Source organism: Nonomuraea sp. NPDC005650 (assembly GCF_040605375.1).
GTDB lineage: Bacteria > Actinomycetota > Actinomycetes > Streptosporangiales > Streptosporangiaceae > Nonomuraea.
The window spans coordinates 133,677-152,908 of the sequence record NZ_JBEXCR010000018.1 but is presented as its reverse complement, the minus strand read 5'-3'; the positions used below and the strand labels follow the sequence as shown (position 1 = coordinate 152,908).

The following is a 19,232-nucleotide window of genomic DNA, read 5'->3' as shown; positions in this document are numbered from 1 at the left end:
CAAGGACGTAAGACAAGAGGAAGAGGAATGGGTGTGCCGGTTCTTTCGGTGATCGTTCCGTTCTACAACGTCGAGAAGTACATCGGACCCTGCCTGGATTCCATCGCCGCCCAGACGCTGGGCGATCTGGAGGTGATCTGCGTTGACGACGGCAGCGGCGACGGCAGCCCCGCGGTCGTCGAGTCCAGGCAGGCAGACGACTGCCGGATAAGTCTCATCAGACAGGACAACATGGGCGTGGGTCGCGCCCGCAACGTAGGGGTGCGCCAGGCGACCGGCCGCTACCTGGCCTTCGTGGACGGCGACGACACCGTGCCGCGCGACGCGTTCAAGCGCCTGGTGACCTCGCTCGAATCCACCGGTTCCGACCTGGCCTGCGGCAACGTCATGCGGCTCTACCGCAACCTGCTCATCCCGTCGTGGGCCCACCGGGAGGCGTTCGCCAGGCCCGTGAAGAGCACCCACATCACCCGCCACCCGCTGCTGATCCGCGACCGCATGCTGTGGAACAAGGTCTACCGCCGCTCCTTCTGGGACCGCCTCGGCCTGAGCTTCCCCGAGCGCATGTACGAGGACCAGCCCGTCGCGATGGCGGCCCACGTGGGGGCGAGGTCGGTGGACGTGCTGGCCTCGGTCGTCTACCACTGGCGGCAGCGCGACGAGCCGGCCAGTTCGATCACCCAGCGCTGCCTGGAGCCCGACAACCTGCACGACCGCCTGCTGTCGGTGCTGGAGACGGCCTCCCTGCTCGGCCGCGGGGCGCCGGGGCTCAAGCCCGACTTCGACCGCGACACGCTGGACATCGACATGGCCGTCGCCGTGGAGGCCATGGCCGCCATGGGCACGACGGCTGACCCGGCCCTGCTCGACATGATCGTCCGCTATCTCGACGGCGTGTCGCGCGAGGCCTGGCAGAGCATCCCGTTCGCGCAGCGCCTCCAGGTCCACCTGCTGCACCAGCGGCGCCTGGGCGAGCTGGCGTACGTCTTCACCCAGGACCGCTGCGGGCAGCTGCAGCCGCGGGTCGGCGCGGCCGGGTGGCTGCGCAGGCGCTGGTACGGCCGGCACCCGTCGATGCCGGCGCACCTGTCGGAGGTCACCGACGAGCTGAGCCTGGTCGCCAGGCTGGTCGACCTCGACTGGCGCGACAGCGTGCTCGTCGGGGTGGGCCGGGTGGCGGTGGGCCGGTTCGAGGTGGGGGAGCTGCGCCGCATGCGCGTGCGGATCTGGCTGGAGGAGCGCAGGACGGGCCAGACCATACCGCTGTCCGACGAGGTGAGCGCGCCCACCTGGGAGAGCGTCGTGCAGGAGGACGGCGGCGCGCTGCCGGAGCACGCGTTCCCGTTCCGCTTCGCGTTCGACCCGGCCGTGCTGACGCCCGCGCAGCTCGCCAGGCGCGGCCGATGGGACCTGCGCGTGCAGCTCAGGGGCCACGGGCTGCGGCTGGACGGCCGGGTGGCCGGGCCGCGCTGGCTGCCGCCCCGGATTCCCGCGCCGCGGCGCAGGTCGGGCGTGTGGCTGGTGCCGATCCGCAGCGCCAAGGGCGCCTGGGGCCTGCGCCTGCGCAAGGCGCGGGCGATCATCGGGGAGTGCCGGGTGGACGGCGGCGACCTGGTGTTCTCGGGGGAGATCGCCGACGTCGGCGACGGCGAGCCGGTGCTGCGGCTGCGGCGCAGGAGCGACGGCGAGGAGATGTACTTCCCGGTGGCGCTGGCGGGGCAGGACTTCCACGCGCGGGTGCCACTGGCGGACATCGACGAGAGCGTCGGCCACGAGTCGTGGTGGGAGGTCGTCATCGACCAGGGCAAACCTCTGCGCCCGCTGGTGCGGACCGAGCAGCGTCCGGTCGCGACCGTCGCGGCCAGACGCTTCCTCGTCGACCGGGGCGAGGACGGCTGCCTGCTGCTCGCCGAGCGTTAGCGCAGGATGCCCGCCAGCGTCTCCACGACCCGGTCCTGCTGGGCGTCGGTCAGGTCGGGGAACAGCGGCAGCGACAGCTCCTCGGCGTAGTACGCCTCGGCCCGCGGGCAGAGCCCACGCCGGTAGCCGAGGTCCTCGAACACCGGGTGCCGGTACGCCGGCAGGTAGTTCACCTGCACGCCGATGCCGGCGGCACGCATGCGCTCGTAGACCTCGCGCCGCCGGCCGTCCTGGACCCTGACCGGGTAGAGATGCCAGCTCGGCCGCACGTACGCGCGCCGCGCGGGCAGTGTCAGCCCCGGCACGTCGCGCAGCAGCGCGTTGTAGCGCGCGACGAGCTCGGAGCGCCGCTCGCGGAAGCGCTCCAGCCGCCGGAGCTGGCTGACGCCCAGCGCGCACAGCACGTCGGGCAGCCGGTAGTTCAGCCCGAACTCGTGCACCTCCTGGTGCCACCCGCCCACGTCCGGCTCGCGCTGGTCGGCGGGCTCCCTGACCAGACCGTGGTTCCTGAAGCGGGCGGCCCGCCCGAACCGCTCGGGGTCGGCCGCCGCCACCGCCCCGCCCTCCGCCGTGGTCACGGTCTTGGTCGGGAAGAACGAGAACGTCGTCAGGTCTGCCACCGCCCCCACAGGCCGGTCCTTGTACGCGGCCCCGATCGAGTGCGCCGCGTCGGCCATCAGCAGCGCCCCGGCCGGGTCGGCGACCGCGCGCAGCTCGTCGTAGTCGGCGGGATGGCCCGCGTAGTCCACGGCCGTGACGACCCGCGTCCTGGAGGTGAGCACGGCGGCGACGGCGTCGGGGTCCAGGTTGCCCGTGTCGGGCTGCACGTCGGCGAAGACCACCCGCGCGCCCAGCAGCACGGCCGTGGCGGCCGTGGCCACGAACGTCAGCGGCGAGGTGACCACCTCGTCGCCCGCCCGCACCCCGGCCGCCACGTACGCGACGTGCAGCGCGGCGGTCCCCGACGTGACCGCGACGCACGGCACGCCGCCGGTCCAGCGGGCCAGCTCCGCCTCGAACCTGCCGACCGCGGGCCCGGTGGTCAGCCAGTCGCCGCGCAGCACCTCGGCGACCGCCTCGATGTCGGACTCGACGATCGACTGCCGCCCGTAGGGGAGCATCAGCCGGCCACCATGGCGCGCAGGTCGTCCACCGAGAGCCATTCGTCGTTGGTGTCGGAGCGGTAGGAGAAGCCCTCGGGCAGCGGCTCGCCGGTCTCCGGCGGCGTGTAGCCCCAGGTCGCGATCGTGGGCAGGACGATGTACCGGTCCGCCAGGCGGAGCGTCCTGCGGCCGTCGTCCGGCCCGATCATCTCCTCGTGCAGCTTCTCGCCCGGCCTGATGCCGATCTCGTAGATCGGGCTGTTCGGCGCCAGCGCCTCGGCCAGGTCGGTGATGCGCATGCTGGGCAGGCGCGGCACGTAGAGCTCGCCGCCCCGCATCAGGTCGAACGAGTCCACCACGAACCTGACCGCCCGGTCGAGCGTGATCCAGAACCTGGTCATGCGCTTGTCCGTGATCGGCAGGCTGGTGCCCTGCTCGGCCAGGCGCAGGAAGAGCGGCACCACCGAGCCCCGGCTGCCGACGACGTTGCCGTAGCGGACGACGGAGAAGCGGGTCTCGTGGGCGGCGGCGTAGTGGTTGGCGGAGACGAAGAGCTTGTCGGCGACCAGCTTGGTGGCCCCGTAGAGGTTGATCGGGCTGGAGGCCTTGTCGGTGGAGAGCGCGACCACCTTGCGCACGCCGCTGTCGATCGCGGCCTCCACCACGTTCTGTGATCCGGCGACGTTGGTGCGGACGTACTCGAACGGGTTGTACTCGGCCGTGTCGACCTGCTTGAGCGCCGCCGCGTGGACCACGTAGTCCACGCCGTGCATGGCGCGGGTCAGCCGGTCGCGGTCCCTGACGTCGCCGATGAACCAGCGCAGGCGGTCGTCGTCGCCGAAGAGTTGCCTGGTCTCGTACTGCTTGAGCTCGTCGCGGGAGAAGACCACCAGGCGCCGCACCCCCAGCGAGTCGAGTGCGTTGCGGATGAACGCCTTGCCGAAGGACCCCGTGCCTCCGGTGATCAGAATCGACGATCCACTGAGAATGCTCACGTGGCCCCCTGGATTCGCGTTTACGCGCTGTAGTCATTCGAGCAGGGCGGTAGCATAGCGCGATCGGCTGGCGACACATGGTCACACGGGGGATTGGGGCTTCGGTGCGCATTGTCGGGATTGTTCAGGCACGGATGGGCTCGACGCGTCTGCCGGGCAAGGTGCTCCGGGAACTTCACGGCCGGTCGGTGCTGGGGTGGGTGGTCCGCGCCGCCCGGGAGGCGGGCGCGCTCGACGATCTCGTGGTGGCCACCACGACCGAGGAGGTCGACGACGCGGTGGTCGCCGAGTGCCGCCGGCTCGGCGTGTCGTGGCACCGGGGGCCGGTGGACGACGTGCTGACGAGGTTCATGGAGGCGCTGGCCGGGCGGCGGTGGGACGCGATGATGCGGTTCACGGCGGACTGCCCGCTGCTGGACCCCGCCGTGATCAGGGAGGCGGCCCTGGTGTTCCGTGCCGTGCGCGGGCTCGGCTACCTGAGCACCGCGCTGGCGCGCACGATGCCGCGCGGGCTCGACGTGGAGATCGTGAGCCGGGGCGCGCTGGAGCGGGCCGACGCCGAGGCCGCCGATTTCCACCGCACGCACGTGACCTCCTACGTCTATTCGCATCCGGACGACACGCGGCTGCTCGGGCTCACGTACCAGCCGGTCGCCGACGACCTGCGGGTGACGCTCGACACCGAGGACGACTGGCGGCTCATCTCCCGGGTGGTGGAGGGGTTCGGCGACCGGTGCGTGCCGTACGGGAGGCTGGTGAGCTGGCTGCGGGAGCGGCCGGAGATCTGCGGGCTCAACGCCCACGTGCGGCAGAAAGCGCTGCAGGACGCGTGATCCGGGTCGGCTTCCGGTGCGACGCCGGGGTGCGGAGCGGGGTCGGCCACCTGGTGCGGTGCGTGGCGCTGGCCGAGGAGCTGCGCGCCCGGGGCGTCGAGGTGGTCTTCCTCGGACAGGTGCGGGGGTCCGACTGGGCGCGGGCGCAGCTTCGGGAGCGCGCGCTGCCGCTGGTGCCCGCCCCCGAGCAGCCGGTACGGCTGGCCGCGCTGGCCCGTGAGCTCCAGCTGGACGCCGCGGTCCTCGACTCGTACGACCTGCCGGAGGGGACGGGCGCGGCGCTGCGCGGAGCGGGGCTGACCGTGCTGGCGATCGTGGACGGCGACCCGCTGGGCCAGGAAGCGGACCTGCACCTGGACCAGAACCTCGGCGCGGAGCGCCGCCCCTTCCCCTGGCCCGCCCGGCGCCTGGCCGGTGCCCGTTACGTGCTCCTGCGCGACAGCGTGCGCGGGCGCCGGCGGGCCCGGTCGACGGGACCGGCGCCGCGCGTGCTGTGCTTCTTCGGCGGCACCGACAGCGCCGGCGTCGCCCCCGCCTGGGCCGGGGCGCTCCTGGCGACCGGGGTGCCGTTCGAGGCCACGGTCGTCAGCCCCATGCCGTTCGAGGCAGGCGGGCCGATCACCGTGATCCCGCCGACGGACCGGCTGCCCGAGCTCATGGCCGGGGCCGACCTCGTGGTCACCGCCGCCGGGTCGGCCGTCTGGGAGCTGCTCCACCTCGGCGTCCCCACCGCCCTGAGCTGGGTGGCGGACAACCAGCTCATCGGGTACGACGAGCTCGTCGGCCGGGGTGTCGCGGCCGGGCTCGGGCGAGCGGTCGACACAGCGGCGGTCGGCGTGCTCGCCCATCTGCTTACCGACCCCGCCGCCCGCGAGGAGCACGGGCGGCTGGGCCGTGGCCTCGTGGACGGCAAGGGCAGGGAACGCGTCGCCGACGCGCTCCTTAGATCAGATCCCAGGTGAGCGGCGTGCCGGAGGGCACGCTCTTGGTGAAGTGGCGCCCCATGACGGCCGTGGCCGCGTCCGGAGGAAGGCCGCCCGCGGGCCGGATCGAGCGTACGTTCTCCGGGGTCACCGCGTCGCCCGCGCGCACGTCCCGCACCACGTAGAGCGACCGGCGGAAGCGCAGCCCCTCACGCTCGGACGGCCGGGGCCCGAAGGTCACCTCTCCCAGCGCCAGCCACGCCCGCCGGGTCTCCACCACCAGCTGCGCCAGCTCGTCCGGCTCCAGCGAGAAGGCCGAGTCCACCCCGGCGTCGGCGCGCGACATGGTGACGTGCTTCTCGACGATGGACGCACCCAGCGCCACCGCGGCCACCGACACCCCGATGCCCGGAGTGTGGTCGGAGAGCCCGACCACCGCGCCGGTGAGCACGCTCATCACCATCAGCGAACGCAGGTTGCTCTCGTCGGGGGAGGCGGGATAGCTGGCCGTGCAGGACAGCAGGGCCACCTGGCTGCAGCCCGCCTCATGGGCGGCGGTCAGCGCGGAGTGGATCTCGCCGATCGACGCCATCCCGGTGGAGAGGATCAGCGGTTTCCCGGTGGCGGCCGCGAGCCTGATCAACGGCAGGTCCACGATCTCCGAAGAGGCGATCTTGTACGCCGGCACGCCCAGCTTCTCCAGGAACTCGACCGCCGTGGGATCGAAGGGCGTGGAGAACGCGGTGAGCCCGTGCTTGCGCGCCCGCTCGAAGATCGGCTGGTGCCACTCCCACGGAGTGTGGGCGCGTTCGAAGAGCCGGTAGAGGCTCTCGCCGCCCCACAGCTCGTGCCCGTCGCCCACGCGGAACGCGGGCCCGTCGCAGTCGATGGTCAGCGTGTCGGGCCGGTACGTCTGCAGCTTCAGCGCGTGGGCCCCGGCCGCGGCCGCCGCGTCCACGATGGCCAGCGCCCGGTCCAGGCTGCCGTTGTGGTTGCCGGACAGCTCGGCGACGATGAACGGCGGGTGGTTGATCCCGATCGGCCGTCCCTCGATAGTGATCATGTCTGCTCCTTCACGAGCCGGATGGCGACGACGTCGCGGGGTTCGCCGTCGACGTCCCGCAGGTAGGCCCCGACCTCAATGAACCCGAACCGCCGGTGCAGCCGCCTGACCGCCTCGTTGCAGGCCAGCACCTCCCCGCGCAACGTCGTAAGGCCGAGCGTCTGGAAGGCGTGCTCGACGGCCGCCCGTTCCAGGCCGATCCAGGCCCGAAGCAGCTCCCCCGACTGCTCCAGCCCGTCGAGGTCCAGGTAGAAGCCCCAGGAGCCGCTCTCGGACGACAGGCCGAAGAAGGTCACCACACCGGCTGGGACCCTTTCGTGCTCGTAGATCAGCACGCGCTTGCGCGCGTCGACCCGGGCGGCCTCCCACCACTGGGCGTGCTCGTCCTCTCCGATCGTGTGCGTGGCGAAGCTGGCCGCTCGCACGCGTGGATGGTTGCGCCATCGCCGCATGGACGGCAGATCTTTGTCCTCGACGCCTCTCAGCACCGCTCCCCCTACCATTGGTGTTCAATCAATTGCACAACGTAGCCGATTATGCGTCCGGTAAAGAGCTGATCAGGGACACGGAATCCACGGAGTGGTCAAGGCATGCTGCCCTCGAACCCACATCCCGAGAGCCAAGGAGCGATTCGGAATGATCCCCCTGCTCAGCGTGGTCGTCCCGATCTACAACGTAGAGCCGTACATCACGGAATGTCTGAAATCTCTGTCCGCGCAGACGCTGGACGACATCGAGGTCATCCTGGTCAACGACGGCTCCGACGACGGCAGCCGGCGGGTCGCCGCGGACTTCGTCGCGCGCGACCACCGCTTCGCCCTCATCGACCAGCGGGACAACCTGGGCCCTGGCCCCGCGCGCAACATGGGGATCCGGCAGGCCCGCGGCACCTATCTCGCCTTCGCCGACGGTGACGACATCGTGCCGCCGGAGGCGTACGAGCGGCTCGTCCGCACGCTCGCGGAGACCGGCTCCGACCTGGCGTGCGGTGCGGTGTCGCGGCTCGTGGACGGCGTGCTGGAGGAGTCGATCCTGCACGAGAAGGCCTTCCGGCGGCCCGAGCTGTGCACCCACATCACCGACAAGCAGGTGCTGGTCAGGGACCGCACGGTGTGGAACAAGGTCTACCGGCGCGACTTCTGGGAGCGCAACGCGCTGACGTTCCCCTCGGGCATCTACGAGGACGTGCCCGTCGCCATGCAGGCGCACGTCCTGGCCGGCAGCGTCGACATGATCGGCCACGTGGTCTACCACTGGCGCAAGCGGGACGCGGGGGAGACCTCGATCACGCAGCGCCGGGCCGAGCTGCCCAACCTCTGGGACCGGCTGGCCGCCATCCGCGCCGTCCGCGCCTTCCTCGACGAGCGGGCGCCCGAGCTGCTCGACGGCTTCGACGCGCTGGTGCTGGAGAAGGACATCGTGTTCCTGTTCCAGGCGCTGGAGGGCAGCGAGGAGAGCGGCGCGCTGCTGGAGCTGGCCGACGCGTGGCTGGCCACGCTGAGCCCGAAGGCGCTGGCCACCGCGCCGTCGCTGCGCCGCCTGGAGCTGCACCTGCTCAGGCGCGGCCTGGTGGCCGAGCTGCGCACCGTACGCGAGTTCCGGCGCACCTGCGAGGAGGGCACCCGCATCGTGCCGCGGGGGCTGCGCGTCACCAACTGGTACGGCGACTACCCCTTCTTCCGCAAGCGCCGCCGGCTCCGGATCCCCGACGAGGTGTTCGACGCCCGCGACGAGCTCAAGCTGGTCGCCAGGGTCGAGGAGTGCGCGTGGACCGGGTCCGAATACCGGCTGCGCGGGCAGGTGGCGATCCACCGGGTCGACCACAAGGTCGGCAAGCTCAACCTGTGGCTCAGCGACGGCCGCCGCCGGGTGCCGCTGGAGGTCCGGCGGGCCGGCCGACACGGCGTGTCGATGGCCTTCGACCCCAGGCGGCTCGAAGGCGGAGGGCCGACCTGGCGCCTCATGGTGCGTACCGAGACCCGTGGCCTCGTGCTCAAGAGCTGGTTCAGGGACGGGGACGCGAACTCCGCGTGGCGGTTTTCCGTGCCGGGTTGGTCAAGAAGCGGCATGGACATCACCCAGTAGTTCCAGACAGTAATCGATCAGGCACGTCGCGTGGTCATGCTGGAGTCCATGAGGACCTATTCGCTCGATGACGTCTTCGAGACACGCAAGCGGAGAGACTCCTGGTGGACCGTCTATTTCGTGGACCCGGTCGCCTGTCGGGTCGCCCTTCCCGTCGCCAACCACACCCGGCTGACACCCAACGCCCTCACCGTGCTTTCGCTGGTCCTCGGCGCGGTGTCGGCCACCTGTTTCGCCCTGAACCACCACATTGCGGGCGCGGTGGTTTTCTATCTCAGCTTCATGATCGACTGCGTGGACGGCAAAATCGCCCGGTTGAAGGGCACGGGCACGCCGTTCGGCCTCTGGCTCGACTACGTGGGGGACCGGGTCAGGGTGGTCCTGTGTGCCGGGGGGCTGGCATACGGGCAGTACGCCCTCACCTCGGACGTGCGCTACGTCGTGCTCGGGGCGGCGGTGGCCGTACTGGACCTCTTCCGGTACGTCAACGCGCCGCAGATGAAGCGCGTACGCGACGCCGTCAGGGAGGAGCGGGGGGAGCCCGAGCCCGGGCTTGAGGAGGACCTCGACGCTCTGGAGCGGGTGGCGCTCGTCCCTAGGGCACGCCGGCCGCGCAGCTTCCCCAGGCGCTTCAACAGGTTCCTGGCCCGGCACCGGGTCCGCTCGCACTTGATCAGCGGCATCGAGTTTCACGCCGCGGTGTTCGTGGTCGCGCCCCTCACGGGGGAATGGGCGCTGATCCCGCTCGCCGCGGCGGCCGGGGTGCTGCTGCTGGTCAACGAGATCTTCCTGGTCTACCGAATGTGGCGCTTCACGCGCAGGCACGGCGTGGCCTCGTCTCAGGAGAGCCGAGAGCACGTTCTCGTCTAGTTTTCGGGGGTTATTAAGAAATGTCCGACCGGCCAGTCTTCGTCATTGGATGTCCGCGGTCCGGCACCACGATGCTCCAGCTCATGCTCCACTCGCACCCCCGCATGGCGGTGCCTCCGGAGACACGCTTCCTCATTCCCGCCTACTACCGCCGCCGGACGTGGGGCGACCTGCGGATCGGCGCCCGCCGCCGCGCGCTGGCGCAGTGGATCGCGACCGACCGCAGCACGAAGTTCCGCGAGCTCAAGATCGACAAGGACGAGTTCGTCAGGCAGGCCGTGGAGGGGCCCGGCTCGCTGGGATCGGTGATCGGGACGGCCTTCCGCATGTACGCCGACCGGTTCGACAAGGCCCGCTGGGGCGACAAGCGGCCCAGCTACGTCAAGCAGGTCGACCTGCTGCTGCGGCTCTTCCCCGACGCCCAGTTCATCCACCTCATCAGGGACGGCCGCGACTGCGTGGCCTCGCTGAAGGAGATGCCCTGGTACACGCTGGACTCCTTCCACGCGGTCTCCACCTGGGCCGAGGCCATCGACGCGGGCGGCCGGCTCAAGCGCACGCTGGGCGAGGACACGTACTACGAACTGCGGTACGAGGACCTCACCGACGACCCGATGACCGAGCTGAAGAAGCTCTGCCACTTCCTCGACGAGGAATTCTCGGCCTCGATGGTCTCCCCGCGCGAGGCGGCCAGCGTGGCGGTGCCGCAGCACAAGGTCTGGCACAGCAACACGCACGGCGAGGTCATCCGCACCCGCGTCGGCAGCTGGGCGAACCGGCTCGACGACTGGGAGATCGCGCTGTGCGAGCACATGCTCGGCGACCGCCTGGAGTCCATGGGGTACGAGCTGACCGGCGCGCCCAAGCCGGCCAAGGAGCACGTGACGGCCGCCCAGAAGACCATGCAGAAGCGCAAGGCCAGCCGCATGCGCAAGCACGTGCGCGACCGCTTCAACCGGCTGCGTGAGCCGAGCCCCGTGGCCGCGATGCTCACCGCGCGCCAGCGGTCCCTGGCGGGCGTGCCGCAGCAGCGTACGGAGATGGCCGAGCCCGTCTAGCGCCGTCTAGCGCCGGATGTGGGCGAACAGCCGCTCCCAGCCGTCGAGCACGTGGTCGAGGCGGAACGCCTCGGCCCGTGCGCGGGCGTCCGTCCCCAGCCGTAGCCGCTCCTCCGCGGAGGCGACCAGCCCGCCCAGCGCGGTCGCGAACGCGTCCACGTCCCCCGCCGGCACCAGCAGGGACCCGGCGGAACGCACGCCGCCCGAGACGTCGAAGGCCACCGACGGCACCCCGTGCGCGGCCGACTCCAGCAGCACGACGGGCAGCCCCTCGTGCCCGCTGGTCAGGCCCAGGACGGAGGCGTCCAGGTATTCGGCGGGCATCCGGTCGCTCGGCACCAGCCCCTTGAAGACCACGCGGTCGCCGACGCCCTCCCTGAACGCGTGCTCCCGCAGCCGGTCCAGCTCGGTGCCGTCGCCGATCAGGTGCAGCTCCCACGGGGGCGGCGCGTCCGAGCGGGCGAACGCGCTGATCAGCCGGTCGAACCGCTTGACCCCTTCCAGCCGGCCGACGCCGAGGACGCGCGGCGCGTCGAGCGTGGACAGCTCCTCCGGCCAGTGGGCCAGGGGGTTCGGCAGGGCCCAGGAGTTGGGCAGCAGCGCGTGCTCGGAGAACAGCCGGGCGTCGTCCTCGCTGAGGAACACCGCCTGGTCGAGCCCGGGGTAGTGCCGCTTGATGGAGCCGAGGTGCCAGCAGCCGCGGGCGTGGTCGTACGAGCCGTGGTACTGCCCGATCGGCCGGAACGACGCGGGCAGCAGCCCCGACAGCCGGGCCACCACGGACGGCGAGGTCATGACCGCGTAGCCGGGCCTGATCTCCCCGAGCAGCTCCTTCAGCCGCCGGTCGGCTCTCCTGCGGGCCAGGCGGCCCCGCGACCTCGTGGGGCTCTGGCTGATCACGTGGTGGTGGTAGAGCGGGCCGTCCACGTACCGGAACGGCGCCGCCGCGCGGTGCAGCCCGACCACGTGCACCTCGTGGCCGCGCCCGGCCAGCCCCTGGGCGAGGGTGTGCGTCACCCGCTGGACGCCGCCGAGCGTGTCGGCGTCCACGCAGGCGAAGACGACGCTCATCACACGCCCTCGAAGAAGTCGTCCACGATCCTGGCGGCCGCGTCGCCGCGCTCGTCGGCGCACCACAGGCCGCGGAAGGCCGCGTACCGGCCGGCGTAGGCGGCGTGCAGGTCGGGCAGCCGCCTGAGCGCGCCCACCAGCTCGGCGGTGGTCGACACGCACGGGCCCGGCGCGATGGCGGGCAGGTCGTGGTAGACGCCGCGCTCGGACAGCCGGTAGTCGTCCCAGTCGTCGATGTAGAACAGCATCGGCTTGCCGGTGAGCGCGTAGTCGCACATCACCGAGGAGTAGTCCGTCAGCAGCGCGTCCGAGGCCAGCATCAGGTCGTTGATCTCGGGATACGACCCGGCGGACCGGACGAAGTGCTTGAGGTGCTCGGGAGGGCTGTAGCGCTCCACCGGATGCGTACGCAGGATCACCACCCACTCGCCGGCCAGCTCGTCGGCCAGCCGTTCCAGATCCACCCGTACGGACTGGCCGCTGCCTTTGGCCCGATCCCTGTACGTAGGCGCATAAAGCAGGATTTTTCGCCCGGGTGGGATCTCCAGCCGCTTCCGCACGTCATCGGCCGGCTCGGCCTTCACCAGCGCGTCGCACCGCGGCGTCCCGCACCGGTAGACCTTCCCCGCGTACCCGTTGGACGGCAGGAACACCCGCGAGAACTCCGCGCTCGGCGAGACCAGCGCGTCCCACCGCGCCACCGCCGCCCGCCACTGCGCCCGCGGCCCGTCGAAGTCGGTACGCAGGTCGGGCGCGTCGAACCCGATCGACTTGATCCCCTGCCCGTGCCAGGTCTGCAGGTAGCGGGTGCCGTGCGGCTTCGGGTAGTCCAGCGGGAACCCGTGGCTGTCCACCCAGATCCCGGCCCTGGCCATGGTCCAGATGTAGGCCCAGCTCCCGCGCCGGACGAGCCGCGCGTCGGGCGGGAAGTTCCGGCGGCCCCTGGCCACCGACCAGACCACGTCGATCGGCAGGTCGCGCCGGCGCAGCTCCTCGTAGATGGCCCGGGGGCTGCCGCTGTAGCCCTTGCCGACGTCGGACTCGAACAGCGCGAGGTTCTGCCGCGGGGGCACCACCTTGATGAGCAGCTTGTAGGCCCGCAGCTTGTTCGCCGGGGTGTTCAGCCGTCTCATCAGCACCTGCTTGACCCGCCGCAACACCGAACGGGTGACGGAGTCGGGGCGTACGCACAGGTACGCGGCGTACCCCTCGGCCTTCACCAGGCAGCCCGGCAGCTCGACGGGCCGCAACCGCGGGTCGGCGAGGATGCGGTCGGACGTGGTGTGCCCGTCGGAGGTCCTGGTGAAGACGATGCGCGGATCGCACCCGCCGGTGGGCCGGCAGAGGATGTCGGTGACGTAGCCTCCGCCGCCGGACGGCTGCGGCTTTATCGGGATTTTTAGGGATCCGAGCTCCAGGACCGCCGTCCAGTCCAGCGGCAGCGCCCCGAACGGGTCGTACGTGCGCACGGTCATCCGCACCTGCTCGCCGTCCGGGACGATCTCCGTCAGCTCGTGCCGCAGCCTGGACTCGGAGAAGGGCAGCTCGGCCAGCCGCAGCTTCGTGATGTCCATGCCCGGCGAGACCGTCGTCCCCCAGTACGTGCGCCCGTTCAGCCGCACCGCCGACCGCGGGGCGGCCTTCGGCCCGGTGAGCGAGGCCGCGGCCACCCGCAGGTCCTCGGCCCGGTCGTCGAGGATGAGCTGGCAGCAGACCCGGTCCAGCGGCTCCAGCTCCTCCAGCACCCAGCGGGGGAGCTCCTCCAGGTACGGCCGGACCACCGCGGCGAACTCCTTGATCCACACCAGCTCCCGCGCCGGCAGCGGGTTGAGGTAGACCCGCAGGTCCTGGCGGACGAACCGGCGCTGCCTGTGGGGCACCAGGTCCCCGGCCCCGTGGTCGCGCAGGACGCCGTCGCTCAGCCTGGCCGCGATGACCCGCTGCCGCACGTTCTCCAGGTCGTCGACGCTCAGCGAGATCGAGTCGTTCGTCGTCGCCCGGTGCCAGAGATAGACCGTCCACGGCACGATCGCGAACCTGCGCGACACCGCGTACAGCCCGGTCGAGAAGACGTGGTCCTCGTAATGGATGTCCTCGGGGAAGCGCAGCTCGTGGTCGCGCAGCCAGCCCACGTTGTAGAGCTTGTTCGTGCTGAAGCAGTCGAGGAACAGCTCGGGCTCCCGGCGGATCCCCTCCACCACCCGCCGCCTGGCGAACAGTTCGGGGTAGTACGGGGTCAGCCGCCCGTTCGACTCGAACAGCCGCGAGATCTGTCCCGACACGAAGTCGGCCCCGGTCCGCTCGATCTCGGCGAGCAGGCTCTTGCAGGCGTGCCTGGGCAGCTCGTCGTCGCTGTCGAGGAACATCGCGTACGGTGAGGCCGCGGCGTCGATCCCGTCGTTCCTGGGCGCGCCGCAGCCCCCGCTGTTGACCTGTCTGCGCAGGTAGAGCACCCGCGGATCGCTGTCCATCAGCCGGGCGGCCACCTCCGGCGTGCCGTCCGTGCTCGCGTCGTCCACGATGATCACTTCGAGATCGCGCAGCGACTGGCCGAGCACCGAACGTACGGCCCTGGGCAGGCGGGCGGCGTCGTTGTAGGAGATGACCACCACGGTGCAGTCCGGCATCGAAGTCCCCCCGCTGGCTCAATCACCCGCGGAAATGGGACTTCCCCCAGCGTGAGCGAAGTGTCCGGACTTGATGGAGTATTTGCTGAAAATCAGCCCATTGCCCTTTATGTGATCAGCGGCGTCGGGCGATCGGCGGGCTTCGGGCGATCAGCGGGCTTCAGGTGATCAGCAGGCTTCGGGTGATCAGCGGCGCAGCCTGCGGATCACCCAGACGATGACCAGCAGCGCCACGAGCGCGCCCACGGCGGGTGCCAGGCGCTTCAGCAGCGGCTGCCCGGCGATCTCCAGCAGGTCCAACGCCTCCTCGTCCGGCGTGCGCGACGTGCGGATCGTGCCCGCGGGCCGCGCCTCCGGCTCGGGCGACGGCACCGCCGTCAGGTGCCGCTCCTCCTCCTGGCCCGGCGCGGGGGCGACCTGCTCCACCGTGGGCTCGGACAGCAGCTCGGCCAGGTTGGCCGCGAACTTCTCGACGAGCTTGCCGCCGACCTCGGCCATCACGCCGCGCCCGAACTGGGCGGGCCGCCCGGTCACGTTGAACGAGGTCTCCACGGCCACCTTGGTGGCCTCGTCGACCGGCGTCAACCGTGCCTTGACCGTGGCAGAGGCCGTGCCGGAGCCCCTGGCCTCCTTGCCCAACGCCTGGATGGCGAGGGTGTAGGCGTCCTTGTCGACGTCCTCGAACCTGGCCGAGCCCTTGTAGGTCACCACGATCGGGCCGACCTTGACCTTCATCCTGCCGGTGAACTCGTCACCCTCGAAGACGTCCAGCGTCGCCCCCGGCAGGCACGGCGCGACGCGCTCGACGTCGAGCAGCACCGCCCACGCCTGCTCGATCGGAACTGGAACAGTGAATTCGTGCTCGAACCGCATCGCCATCGATCCGCTCCTTTTCCCGCTGGTTGCGACACTACGCCGGGGCGGGGACGCCCCGGAAGAGGCGCCCCCTTCGACCAGTCCGCGGCCCGGCCCTGGTCAGGGCGTTCCGGCCGCGGTGCGGACCGCGCGGTGGGTCAGCACCCTGGCCAGATGCCGCCGGTAGTCGGGCTGCGCGTGCAGGTCGGACGGCGGCGAGGTGCCGGCCGCCGCCTCCTCGCACGCCTGGCGAACCTGGTCGCCCAGCTCCGCCCCCTCCAGCGCGGCCTCGGCGGCGTGGGCGCGCAGCGGCGTCGAGCCCATGTTCGTCAGCCCGATCCTGGCCTCGGCGATCGATCCGTTGGAGCGCCTGACGGCGGCGGCCACGCCGACGATGGCCCACGCCTGGGCGGTCCTGTGGAACTTCTCGTAGTGGAAGCCCCAGCCCGCGCCCAGCTTCGGCAGCCGCACCCCGACCAGGATCTCACCGGGACGCAGTGACGACTCCCAGTAGTCGACGAAGAACTCGGCGGCCGGGATCTCCCGCTCGCCCTCCTCCGACCCGGCCACGAACACGCCGTCCAGCGCCAGCACCACGGCGGGCAGGTCGCCCGCCGGGTCCGCGTGGGCCAGCGAGCCGCCGAACGTGCCGCGGTGCCTGATCGCCGGGTCCGCCACCTGGGCGGTGGCCAGCGCGAGCAGCGGGCAGTCGGCCCGGACGACGCCGGAGCGCAGCACCTCGTCGTGCGTGGTCATCGCGCCGATGAAGACGTGGTCGCCGCGGTCGTGCACGCCCTTCAGCTCGGGCAGCCGGCCGACGTCGACCAGCGTCGACGGGTACGCCATCCGCAGCCGCATCAGCGGCAGCAGCGACTGCCCGCCCGCCAGGACCTTGGCGTCCTCGTCGGAGGCGAGCGCCTGGCAGGCCTCCGCCAGCGAACCCGGGCGCACGTAGTCGAACTGCGCGGGGATCATCGCCGCTCTCCTTCCTGGGCCCGATTCCTGAGGGCTCGCCAGACGCGCTCCGGCGTGCACGGCATCTGCACGTCGTGGATGCCGTGCGGGCGCAGGGCGTCCACGACGGCGTTCACGACGGCCGGGGTCGAGGCGATCGTGCCCGCCTCGCCCACGCCCTTGACGCCCAGCGGGTTGCTGGTCGCCGGGGACTCGGTCCGGTCGAGCTGGAACGTCGGCAGGTCCGCCGCCGACGGCAGCAGGTAGTCGGCCATCGTGGTGGTCAGCAGGTTGCCCTCGGCGTCGTAGACGGCCTCCTCGAACAGCGCCTGCGCGATGCCCTGCGCGATGCCGCCGTGCACCTGGCCCTCGACGATCAGCGGGTTCACGACCTTGCCGACGTCGTCGACCGCCACGTACGAGCGGATCTTCACCATGCCGGTCTCGGTGTCCACCTCCACCGCGCACATGTGGGTGCCGTGCGGGAAGGAGTAGTTCTCCGGGTCGAACGTGGCATCGGAGTCGAGCCGCGCCTCCACGCCCTCCGGCAGGTCGTGCGCCGTGAACGCGGCGTAGGCCAGCTCCTGGATCGTCTTCTGCGAGTCCGTGCCCCGCACCTTGAACGCCCCAGCCCGGAACTCCAGGTCGTCCGGCGAGCACTCCAGCACGTGCGCGGCGAGCTTGCGGGCCTTGTCCTTGACCTTCTCGCACGCCTTCAGCACGGCGATGCCGCCGACGACGAGCGAGCGCGAGCCGTAGGTGTCCATGCCCTTGTGCGCGATGGCCGTGTCGCCGTGCAGCACCGTGACGTCGTCGAACGGCACGCCGAGCGCGTCCGCCGCGATCTGGCTCCACGACGTCACGTGGCCCTGTCCGTGCGGCGAGGTGCCGGTGATGACCTCGACCTTGCCCGTGGGCAGCATGCGTACCGAGCCGTGCTCCCAGCCGCCCGCGCCGTAGTTGGCCTCGCCCAGCAGCCTGGACGGGGCAAGGCCGCACATCTCCGTGTACGTGCTGACCCCGATGCCGAGCTGCACCGGGTCGCCCCGGTCCCGCCGGTCGGCCTGCTCCGCGCGCAGCTTGTCGTAACCGAACAGCGACAGCGCCTTGTCCGTGGCCGCCTCGTAGTTGCCGGAGTCGTACGTCAGGCCGGAAATGGTGGTGTACGGGAACTCGTCGTGCTTGATCCAGTTGCGCCTGCGCACCTCCACCGGATCCAACTTCAGCTCGGCGGCCAGCTCGTCCATCATCCGCTCGATGCCGAACGTGGCCTCCGGACGGCCCGCGCCCCGGTAGGCGTCCGTGGGCATCTTGGTGGTGAACACGCCCGTGCAGCCGAACTCGTACGCGTCCATCTTGTAGATCGCGTTGAACATCGACGCGCCGAGCATCGGGATGCCCGGCGTGACCAGCATCAGGTACGCGCCCATGTCGGCCAGCAGGTCGACCTGCAGCCCGCGGATGCGCCCGTCGGCGTCGGCGGCCAGCCGGATGTGCTGGATCTGGTCGCGGCCGTGGTGCACGGTCAGGTTGCCCTCGGAGCGGGACTCGGTCCACTTGACCGGCCTGCCGAGCTTGCGGGCGAGCAGCAGGCAGAGCACCTCCTCCGCGGTGACCTGCAGCTTCGAGCCGAACCCGCCGCCCACGTCGGGGGCGATCACGCGGATCTTGTGCTCGGGGATGCCGGTCACCACGGCCAGCATGACCCGCAGGACGTGGGGGATCTGCGTGGCCGACCAGATCGTGAACGCGTCGCCGTCGGTGTCGGCCAGGACCGCCCGCGGCTCCATCGCGCTCGGGATGAGCCGCTGCTGTATGTACGTCCGGTCGATGACGACGGGGGCGTCCCTGAACGCTGCCTCGAGGTCCCCGGAGGTGATCTTGACGCTGAACGCCTTGTTGCCCGCCTCGTGCACCTTCGGGCTGCCGTCCGTCAGCGCCTCGTTCATGTCGAGGACCGCGGGCAACTGCTCGTACTCGACGTCGATGGCCTCCAGCGCGTCGGCGGCGCGGTAGCGGTCGGTCGCGATCACGCAGGCCACGGCCTCGCCGACGTACCTGACCTCCGACACCGCCATCGGCGGGTGGTCGGGGATGACGATGTCCTCGCTCACCGGCCACGCGCACGGCAGACTGCCCTGCTCGGCGGCGAAGTCCTGCCCGCTGAAGGCCGCCACGACCCCGGGCAGCTCACGCGCTCCCGACACGTCGACCCGCGTGATCCTCGCATGAGCCATCGGGCTGCGCAGGAACATCACCTGCAACATGCCGGGGCGGGAGAGGTTGTCCGTCCACTGCGTGCGCCCGGTCAGGAGCCTGGCGTCCTCTTTCCGCTTGCGCGGCCTGCCTACTTCCGGCCCGGCTTCCTGCTGGATGGTCATGGCGTCGTCACCGCCTGCCCCATCTCGTGCGCGCCCCGGCGTACGGCCTTGACGATGTTGCAGTAGCCGGTGCAGCGGCAGAGATTGCCTTCCAGGCCCTCCCTGATCGCCTCCTCCGACGGTTCGGGATTCTCCCTGAGCAGGTCTATCGCGGCCATGACCATGCCGGGCGTGCAGTAACCGCACTGCAGCGCGTGCTCTTCGTGGAAGGCCCGCTGCATCGGGTGCATCGACCCGTTGACGCCCAGGCCCTCGATCGTGAGGACCTCGCAGCCGTCGGCCTGCACGGCGAGCACGGAGCAACTTTTGACGCTCTTGCCGTCGAGCATGACCGTGCAGGCGCCGCAGTTGCTGGTGTCGCAGCCGACAGGGGTGCCGGTCTTGCCCAGCCGCTCTCTTAGCAGATGTACGAGCAGGAGCCGCGGCTCCACATCCTCCTCGTACTTGATCCCGTCGACGGTGACGGCGATTCGGGGCATACGTCCTCCCTCAGG

16 protein-coding genes are annotated in these 19,232 nt (G+C 71.1%); 6 read left to right on the top strand and 10 right to left on the bottom strand.

Features of this window, described 5'->3' with window-relative positions; genetic code table 11:
• The first annotated feature begins 33 nt into the window (after positions 1-33).
• Positions 34-1,920, top strand: a complete 1,887-nt coding sequence (locus ABZS69_RS30080) for a glycosyltransferase family 2 protein (protein WP_355378466.1) — start codon at positions 34-36, stop codon at positions 1,918-1,920.
• Here ABZS69_RS30080 and ABZS69_RS30075 read toward each other — a convergent pair.
• Both ABZS69_RS30075 and pseB read right to left on the bottom strand, forming a co-directional pair.
• Positions 1,917-3,041 carry an aminotransferase class V-fold PLP-dependent enzyme gene (locus tag ABZS69_RS30075; RefSeq protein WP_355378465.1) on the bottom strand — a complete coding sequence of 375 codons (1,125 nt, stop codon included), beginning with the start codon at positions 3,039-3,041 and terminating at the stop codon, positions 1,917-1,919. The genes ABZS69_RS30080 and ABZS69_RS30075 overlap by 4 nt on opposite strands.
• Positions 3,041-4,018 carry a UDP-N-acetylglucosamine 4,6-dehydratase (inverting) gene (pseB, locus tag ABZS69_RS30070; RefSeq protein ID WP_355378464.1) on the bottom strand — a complete coding sequence of 326 codons (978 nt, stop codon included), beginning with the start codon at positions 4,016-4,018 and terminating at the stop codon, positions 3,041-3,043. Before pseB ends, ABZS69_RS30075 begins: the two co-directional genes overlap by 1 nt.
• 77 nt (positions 4,019-4,095) lie before the next feature.
• Between pseB and ABZS69_RS30065 the strand changes: the two genes are divergently transcribed.
• Positions 4,096-4,851 carry an NTP transferase domain-containing protein gene (locus ABZS69_RS30065; RefSeq protein WP_355378462.1) on the top strand — a complete coding sequence of 252 codons (756 nt, stop codon included), beginning with the start codon at positions 4,096-4,098 and terminating at the stop codon, positions 4,849-4,851.
• Positions 4,848-5,813, top strand: a complete 966-nt coding sequence (locus ABZS69_RS30060; protein ID WP_355378461.1) for a hypothetical protein — start codon at positions 4,848-4,850, stop codon at positions 5,811-5,813. Before ABZS69_RS30065 ends, ABZS69_RS30060 begins: the two co-directional genes overlap by 4 nt.
• Here the strand turns inward: ABZS69_RS30060 and pseI are convergent.
• Entirely contained in the window at positions 5,794-6,837 is a 1,044-nt protein-coding gene (gene pseI, locus ABZS69_RS30055) for a pseudaminic acid synthase (RefSeq protein ID WP_355378460.1), read from the bottom strand. The two genes, ABZS69_RS30060 and pseI, sit on opposite strands and share 20 nt — an antisense overlap.
• Entirely contained in the window at positions 6,834-7,340 is a 507-nt protein-coding gene (locus ABZS69_RS30050; RefSeq protein ID WP_355378458.1) for a GNAT family N-acetyltransferase, read from the bottom strand. The genes pseI and ABZS69_RS30050 overlap by 4 nt, the downstream gene beginning before the upstream one ends.
• Positions 7,341-7,473: 133 nt before the next feature.
• Between ABZS69_RS30050 and ABZS69_RS30045 the strand changes: the two genes are divergently transcribed.
• The 3 genes from ABZS69_RS30045 to ABZS69_RS30035 are packed head-to-tail and all read left to right on the top strand — an operon-like array spanning position 7,474 to position 10,850.
• Positions 7,474-8,922, top strand: a complete 1,449-nt coding sequence (locus ABZS69_RS30045; protein ID WP_355378457.1) for a glycosyltransferase family 2 protein — start codon at positions 7,474-7,476, stop codon at positions 8,920-8,922.
• A 48-nt stretch (positions 8,923-8,970) separates the two neighbouring features.
• Positions 8,971-9,792 carry a CDP-alcohol phosphatidyltransferase family protein gene (locus ABZS69_RS30040; RefSeq protein WP_355378455.1) on the top strand — a complete coding sequence of 274 codons (822 nt, stop codon included), beginning with the start codon at positions 8,971-8,973 and terminating at the stop codon, positions 9,790-9,792.
• Between the two features lie 20 nt (positions 9,793-9,812).
• On the top strand, positions 9,813-10,850 hold the full coding sequence (locus tag ABZS69_RS30035; protein WP_355378453.1) for a sulfotransferase: 1,038 nt from the start codon (positions 9,813-9,815) through the stop codon (positions 10,848-10,850).
• Positions 10,851-10,856: 6 nt separating this feature from the next.
• Here the strand turns inward: ABZS69_RS30035 and ABZS69_RS30030 are convergent, their stop codons facing one another.
• The 6 genes from ABZS69_RS30030 to ABZS69_RS30005 all read right to left on the bottom strand — a co-directional run bounded on the left by ABZS69_RS30030 (position 10,857) and on the right by ABZS69_RS30005 (position 19,217).
• A complete protein-coding gene (locus ABZS69_RS30030; RefSeq protein ID WP_355378452.1) occupies positions 10,857-11,921 on the bottom strand; it encodes a glycosyltransferase in 1,065 nt (354 codons plus the stop codon).
• Entirely contained in the window at positions 11,921-14,548 is a 2,628-nt protein-coding gene (locus tag ABZS69_RS30025; protein WP_355378450.1) for a CDP-glycerol glycerophosphotransferase family protein, read from the bottom strand. The genes ABZS69_RS30030 and ABZS69_RS30025 overlap by 1 nt, the downstream gene beginning before the upstream one ends.
• 186 nt (positions 14,549-14,734) lie before the next feature.
• On the bottom strand, positions 14,735-15,427 hold the full coding sequence (locus tag ABZS69_RS30020) for an SRPBCC family protein (RefSeq protein ID WP_355378448.1): 693 nt from the start codon (positions 15,425-15,427) through the stop codon (positions 14,735-14,737).
• Positions 15,428-15,523: 96 nt separating this feature from the next.
• Complete coding sequence (locus tag ABZS69_RS30015; protein WP_355378446.1) at positions 15,524-16,378, bottom strand: xanthine dehydrogenase family protein subunit M; 855 nt, start codon at positions 16,376-16,378, stop codon at positions 15,524-15,526.
• A complete protein-coding gene (locus ABZS69_RS30010) occupies positions 16,375-18,738 on the bottom strand; it encodes a xanthine dehydrogenase family protein molybdopterin-binding subunit (protein WP_355378444.1) in 2,364 nt (787 codons plus the stop codon). The genes ABZS69_RS30015 and ABZS69_RS30010 overlap by 4 nt, the downstream gene beginning before the upstream one ends.
• A complete protein-coding gene (locus tag ABZS69_RS30005; RefSeq protein WP_355378442.1) occupies positions 18,735-19,217 on the bottom strand; it encodes a (2Fe-2S)-binding protein in 483 nt (160 codons plus the stop codon). The genes ABZS69_RS30010 and ABZS69_RS30005 overlap by 4 nt, the downstream gene beginning before the upstream one ends.
• Between the last annotated feature and the right edge of the window lie 15 nt (positions 19,218-19,232).